Annotated in this window: 1 protein-coding gene, 2 tRNA genes and 3 rRNA genes; 5 read left to right on the plus strand and 1 reads right to left on the minus strand. The window is 52.9% G+C overall.

Annotated features, from left to right (window positions below; all coding sequences use genetic code 11):
- Positions 1 to 184 precede the first annotated feature (184 nt).
- Positions 185 to 529, minus strand: coding sequence for a hypothetical protein (locus PIGHUM_RS13165; protein ID WP_124080070.1), 345 nt, complete (start codon positions 527 to 529; stop codon positions 185 to 187).
- 37 nt (positions 530 to 566) lie between these two features.
- On the opposite strand from PIGHUM_RS13165, the gene PIGHUM_RS13170 reads away from it, so the two are divergent.
- The 5 genes from PIGHUM_RS13170 to rrf all read left to right on the plus strand — a co-directional run bounded on the left by PIGHUM_RS13170 (position 567) and on the right by rrf (position 5,836).
- Positions 567 to 2,097 (plus strand): 16S ribosomal RNA (locus PIGHUM_RS13170).
- 130 nt (positions 2,098 to 2,227) lie between these two features.
- Positions 2,228 to 2,304: transfer RNA gene (locus tag PIGHUM_RS13175), tRNA-Ile, on the plus strand.
- A gap of 31 nt (positions 2,305 to 2,335) precedes the next feature.
- Positions 2,336 to 2,411, plus strand: a tRNA-Ala gene (locus tag PIGHUM_RS13180).
- 287 nt (positions 2,412 to 2,698) lie between these two features.
- Positions 2,699 to 5,579 (plus strand): 23S ribosomal RNA (locus PIGHUM_RS13185).
- Positions 5,580 to 5,723: 144 nt separating this feature from the next.
- A 5S ribosomal RNA gene (rrf, locus tag PIGHUM_RS13190) occupies positions 5,724 to 5,836 on the plus strand.
- Together the 16S, 23S and 5S rRNA genes with 2 tRNA genes alongside form the textbook arrangement of a ribosomal RNA operon.
- Positions 5,837 to 5,902: the final 66 nt, after the last annotated feature.

Below are 5,902 nucleotides of genomic sequence, written 5' to 3' on the forward strand. Positions count from 1 at the left end.
GTGATGCGGCGAAGAGTGAGATGAGCAGTCCGGCAGCAATTACGCAAGAGCGGGTGCGGCGGATGGCGAGTCAAAAAGAAGAAGCTGCTTCTTCCTGTGCTTCAAAGTTTGTGTTATACTGACGGACTTTGCTGCAGATGATGAAGCGGGTTGCCGGATCGGCGATGCGAGGTGGAAGGCGAGGTCAACGCGGTAGGTTGGCTGAGTTGGAAGCCGGTTTTGAAAAAAACCTCTCGCAAACGACGATTTGACAGACGAAAAAAACTTCTTCATAATCTCGTTTCTCTGCTGATGACGCAGCGCTAGCAAGAACGGCGCAGCGATGGCAGAAAGCGAAGCAGTAGGCAGTACCGCTCTTTAACAAATCAACAGCCGATAAGTGTGGGCACTTGGTTTCGAGTGCGAGACGGCTTGATGGGGTTACACCGATCAAGGCGATCAACGCAAAATGAATCAAGTGCTCATATAAAGAAGTTTGTAGGTAATCATTTATCTGCAATTTCTTTGAGTACGCAAGCGATCGTGCCATGGGATTCGTCCCATAGTACGAACAAAATCTAGAGATTGAACTGAAGAGTTTGATCCTGGCTCAGATTGAACGCTAGCGGCATGCCTTACACATGCAAGTCGAACGGCAGCGCGGACTTCGGTCTGGCGGCGAGTGGCGAACGGGTGAGTAACGCATCGGAATGTACCCAGTAGCGGGGGATAACTACGCGAAAGCGTGGCTAATACCGCATACGCCCTACGGGGGAAAGGGGGGGATCTTCGGACCTCTCACTATTGGAGCAGCCGATGTCGGATTAGCTAGTTGGTGGGGTAAAGGCCTACCAAGGCGACGATCCGTAGCTGGTTTGAGAGGACGACCAGCCACACTGGGACTGAGACACGGCCCAGACTCCTACGGGAGGCAGCAGTGGGGAATTTTGGACAATGGGGGAAACCCTGATCCAGCCATGCCGCGTGTGCGAAGAAGGCCTTCGGGTTGTAAAGCACTTTTGGCGGGAAAGAAACGGCGCCGGATAATACCTGGCGTAACTGACGGTACCCGCAGAATAAGCACCGGCTAACTACGTGCCAGCAGCCGCGGTAATACGTAGGGTGCAAGCGTTAATCGGAATTACTGGGCGTAAAGCGTGCGCAGGCGGTTCGGAAAGAAAGATGTGAAATCCCAGGGCTCAACCTTGGAACTGCATTTTTAACTCCCGAACTAGAGTATGTCAGAGGGGGGTGGAATTCCACGTGTAGCAGTGAAATGCGTAGATATGTGGAGGAACACCGATGGCGAAGGCAGCCCCCTGGGATAATACTGACGCTCATGCACGAAAGCGTGGGGAGCAAACAGGATTAGATACCCTGGTAGTCCACGCCCTAAACGATGTCAACTAGCTGTTGGGTTCTTCGGGACTTGGTAGCGCAGCTAACGCGTGAAGTTGACCGCCTGGGGAGTACGGTCGCAAGATTAAAACTCAAAGGAATTGACGGGGACCCGCACAAGCGGTGGATGATGTGGATTAATTCGATGCAACGCGAAAAACCTTACCTACCCTTGACATGTCTGGAATCCCGAAGAGATTTGGGAGTGCTCGAAAGAGAACCGGAACACAGGTGCTGCATGGCCGTCGTCAGCTCGTGTCGTGAGATGTTGGGTTAAGTCCCGCAACGAGCGCAACCCTTGTCATTAGTTGCTACGAAAGGGCACTCTAATGAGACTGCCGGTGACAAACCGGAGGAAGGTGGGGATGACGTCAGGTCCTCATGGCCCTTATGGGTAGGGCTTCACACGTCATACAATGGTCGGGACAGAGGGCAGCCAACCCGCGAGGGGGAGCCAATCCCAGAAACCCGATCGTAGTCCGGATTGCAGTCTGCAACTCGACTGCATGAAGTCGGAATCGCTAGTAATCGCGGATCAGCATGTCGCGGTGAATACGTTCCCGGGTCTTGTACACACCGCCCGTCACACCATGGGAGTGGGTTCTACCAGAAGTAGGTAGCCTAACCGTAAGGAGGGCGCTTACCACGGTAGGGTTCATGACTGGGGTGAAGTCGTAACAAGGTAGCCGTATCGGAAGGTGCGGCTGGATCACCTCCTTTCAGAGCGTAAAGCGCTCAGATCAAGTGTCCACTCTTATCGGCTGTTAGATTAGCTGGATCGGTGAGGAAAAGGGGCAAGCGTAGTGTGAGCTTGACGTTCCTTGGCCTGGGATGCAGATCCGAAGATAAAGGGTCTGTAGCTCAGTCGGTTAGAGCACCGTCTTGATAAGGCGGGGGTCGTTGGTTCGAATCCAACCAGACCCACCAGTGTTGTGCGCAGCGGTTGGCTGTGCCTGTTGGGGGTTTAGCTCAGCTGGGAGAGCACCTGCTTTGCAAGCAGGGGGTCGTCGGTTCGATCCCGTCAACCTCCACCAACTTCTTCGGATGTTCCTGGAAGACCCAGAACTTAGGTTTAAGCGCAGCGTGTCTGTGCTTAAAGCTGAGCTTTGGCTCGGTGAGAGTAGTACTGATTTGGCTGTATCCGTTCTTTAACAATTTGGAAGAAGCACAACAGTAATTGTTGTTCGACACGCTGGTTAAGAGCCAGTGGAGTATTGTCGGGCAACAGGGTTGTGATTGCATTATTAGTTCTAGATTCTCATGTTATCTAGAACGGCACAAACGCTAGAGTAACCAGAGACTATAGCCGCTACGGTTATAGGATCAAGCGACTAAGTGCATGTGGTGGATGCCTTGGCGATCACAGGCGATGAAGGACGTAGTAGCTTGCGATAAGCTGCGGGGAGCTAGCAAACGAGCTTTGATCCGCAGATTTCCGAATGGGGAAACCCACCGCTTAGGCGGTATCGTTATCTGAATACATAGGGTAACGAGGCGAACCGGGTGAACTGAAACATCTCAGTAGCTCGAGGAAAAGAAATCAACCGAGATTCCGAAAGTAGTGGCGAGCGAAATCGGAAGAGCCTGTACATTTTAGCTTCAGTGATAGAAGAACGGATTGGAAACTCCGGCCATAGCAGGTGATAGCCCTGTATTCGAAATTTCTGAGGTGGAACTAGGTGTACGACAAGTAGGGCGGGACACGTGTAATCCTGTCTGAACATGGGGGGACCATCCTCCAAGGCTAAATACTCGTGATCGACCGATAGTGAACCAGTACCGTGAGGGAAAGGCGAAAAGAACCCCGGAAGGGGAGTGAAATAGATCCTGAAACCGCATGCATACAAACAGTCGGAGCGGGCTTGTCCCGTGACGGCGTACCTTTTGTATAATGGGTCAGCGACTTACATTCAGTGGCAAGCTTAACCGAATAGGGGAGGCGTAGCGAAAGCGAGTCCGAATAGGGCGTTCAGTCGCTGGGTGTAGACCCGAAACCAGACGATCTATCCATGGCCAGGTTGAAGGCACGGTAACACGTGCTGGAGGACCGAACCCACTAGTGTTGAAAAACTAGGGGATGAGCTGTGGATAGGGGTGAAAGGCTAAACAAGTCTGGAAATAGCTGGTTCTCCCCGAAAACTATTTAGGTAGTGCCTCGAGTATTACTCCAGGGGGTAGAGCACTGTTATGGCTAGGGGGTCATGGCGACTTACCAAACCATTGCAAACTCCGAATACCTGGAAGTACAGCTCGGGAGACAGAGCACCGGGTGCTAACGTCCGGACTCAAGAGGGAAACAACCCAGACCGCCAGCTAAGGTCCCCAAATATCGCTAAGTGGGAAACGAAGTGGGAAGGCATAGACAGTCAGGAAGTTGGCTTAGAAGCAGCCATCTTTTAAAGAAAGCGTAATAGCTCACTGATCGAGTCGTCCTGCGCGGAAGATGTAACGGGGCTAAGCGATATACCGAAGCTGCGGATGCGTGGATTTATCCATGCGTGGTAGGGGAGCGTTCTGTAAGCCTGCGAAGGTGGCTTGTAAAGGCTGCTGGAGGTATCAGAAGTGCGAATGCTGACATGAGTAGCGATAAAGAGGGTGAAAAGCCCTCTCGCCGTAAGTCCAAGGTTTCCTACGCAACGTTCATCGGCGTAGGGTGAGTCGGCCCCTAAGGCGAGGCAGAGATGCGTAGCTGATGGGAAGCTGGTTAATATTCCAGCACCGTCGTTTAATGCGATGGGGGGACGGATCGCGGAATGTCATCGGGGTGTTGGAAGTCCCCGTTGCTGCATCGTAGAAGGCACTTAGGCAAATCCGGGTGCGTAATTCAAGGGTGTGGCACGAGCGAACTTGTTCGCGAAGTGATTGGAAGTGGTTCCAGGAAAAGCCTCTAAGCTTCAGTTAAACGAGACCGTACCGCAAACCGACACAGGTGGACGGGATGAATATTCTAAGGCGCTTGAGAGAACTCAGGAGAAGGAACTCGGCAAATTGATACCGTAACTTCGGGAGAAGGTATGCCCTGGTAGCGTGAAGCGCCTGCGCGCTGAGCGTGAAAGGGTCGCAGAGAATCGGTGGCTGCGACTGTTTAATAAAAACACAGCACTCTGCAAACACGAAAGTGGACGTATAGGGTGTGACGCCTGCCCGGTGCCGGAAGGTTAAGTGATGGGGTGCAAGCTCTTGATCGAAGCCCCGGTAAACGGCGGCCGTAACTATAACGGTCCTAAGGTAGCGAAATTCCTTGTCGGGTAAGTTCCGACCTGCACGAATGGCGTAACGATGGCCACACTGTCTCCTCCTGAGACTCAGCGAAGTTGAAGTGTTTGTGATGATGCAATCTACCCGCGGCTAGACGGAAAGACCCCATGAACCTTTACTGTAGCTTTGCATTGGACTGTGAACCGGTCTGTGTAGGATAGGTGGGAGGCGTTGAAACCGAGTCGCTAGATTCGGTGGAGCCAACCTTGAAATACCACCCTGATTTGTTTGCGGTTCTAACCTTGGCCCGTTATCCGGGTCGGGGACAGTGCATGGTGGGCAGTTTGACTGGGGCGGTCTCCTCCTAAAGGGTAACGGAGGAGTTCGAAGGTACGCTAGGTACGGTCGGAAATCGTGCTGATAGTGCAATGGCATAAGCGTGCTTAACTGTGAGACTGACAAGTCGAACAGGTGCGAAAGCAGGACATAGTGATCCGGTGGTTCTGTATGGAAGGGCCATCGCTCAACGGATAAAAGGTACTCTGGGGATAACAGGCTGATACCGCCCAAGAGTTCATATCGACGGCGGTGTTTGGCACCTCGATGTCGGCTCATCTCATCCTGGGGCTGTAGCCGGTCCCAAGGGTATGGCTGTTCGCCATTTAAAGAGGTACGTGAGCTGGGTTTAAAACGTCGTGAGACAGTTTGGTCCCTATCTGCCGTGGGCGCTGGAGATTTGACGGAGCCTGTTCCTAGTACGAGAGGACCGGAATGGACGTACCGCTGGTGTACCGGTTGTCATGCCAATGGCATTGCCGGGTAGCTATGTACGGAAGAGATAACCGCTGAAGGCATCTAAGCGGGAAACTCGTCTGAAGATAAGATCTCCCGGGGGCTTGACCCCCCTGAAGGGCCGTTCGAGACCAGGACGTTGATAGGTCGGGTGTGGAAGCGCAGTAATGCGTTAAGCTAACCGATACTAATTGCCCGTGCGGCTTGATCCTATAACCCTGGCGGTTGTAGTGTGCGTGCCAGCAATCATTACCGGGATGATATCCATCCCCACACTGTTGTGTTTCTTCCAATTGGGCAGGTTGTTCGACCTCTGCGATTAACCCCGCGATCAACAACCCGCCAATCAGTCAAAGCTTGACGACCATAGCAAGGTGGTACCACTCCTTCCCATCCCGAACAGGACAGTGAAACGCCTTCGCGCCGATGATAGTGGACGGACGTCTGTGAAAGTAGGTCATCGTCAAGCTACCCTCTCCTAAAACCCCCGACCGGTAATCCCGGCCGGGGGTTTTGCTTTATACGCGACTATTGA

Source organism: Pigmentiphaga humi (genome assembly GCF_900606115.1).
In the GTDB taxonomy this organism is placed as follows: Bacteria; Pseudomonadota; Gammaproteobacteria; order Burkholderiales; family Burkholderiaceae_B; genus Pigmentiphaga; species Pigmentiphaga humi.

Bases quoted from the DNA above. Each gene is read 5' to 3' on its own strand.
- PIGHUM_RS13165 (WP_124080070.1), bottom strand. From the start codon at position 529: ATGGCACGATCGCTTGCGTACTCAAAGAAATTGCAGATAAATGATTAC.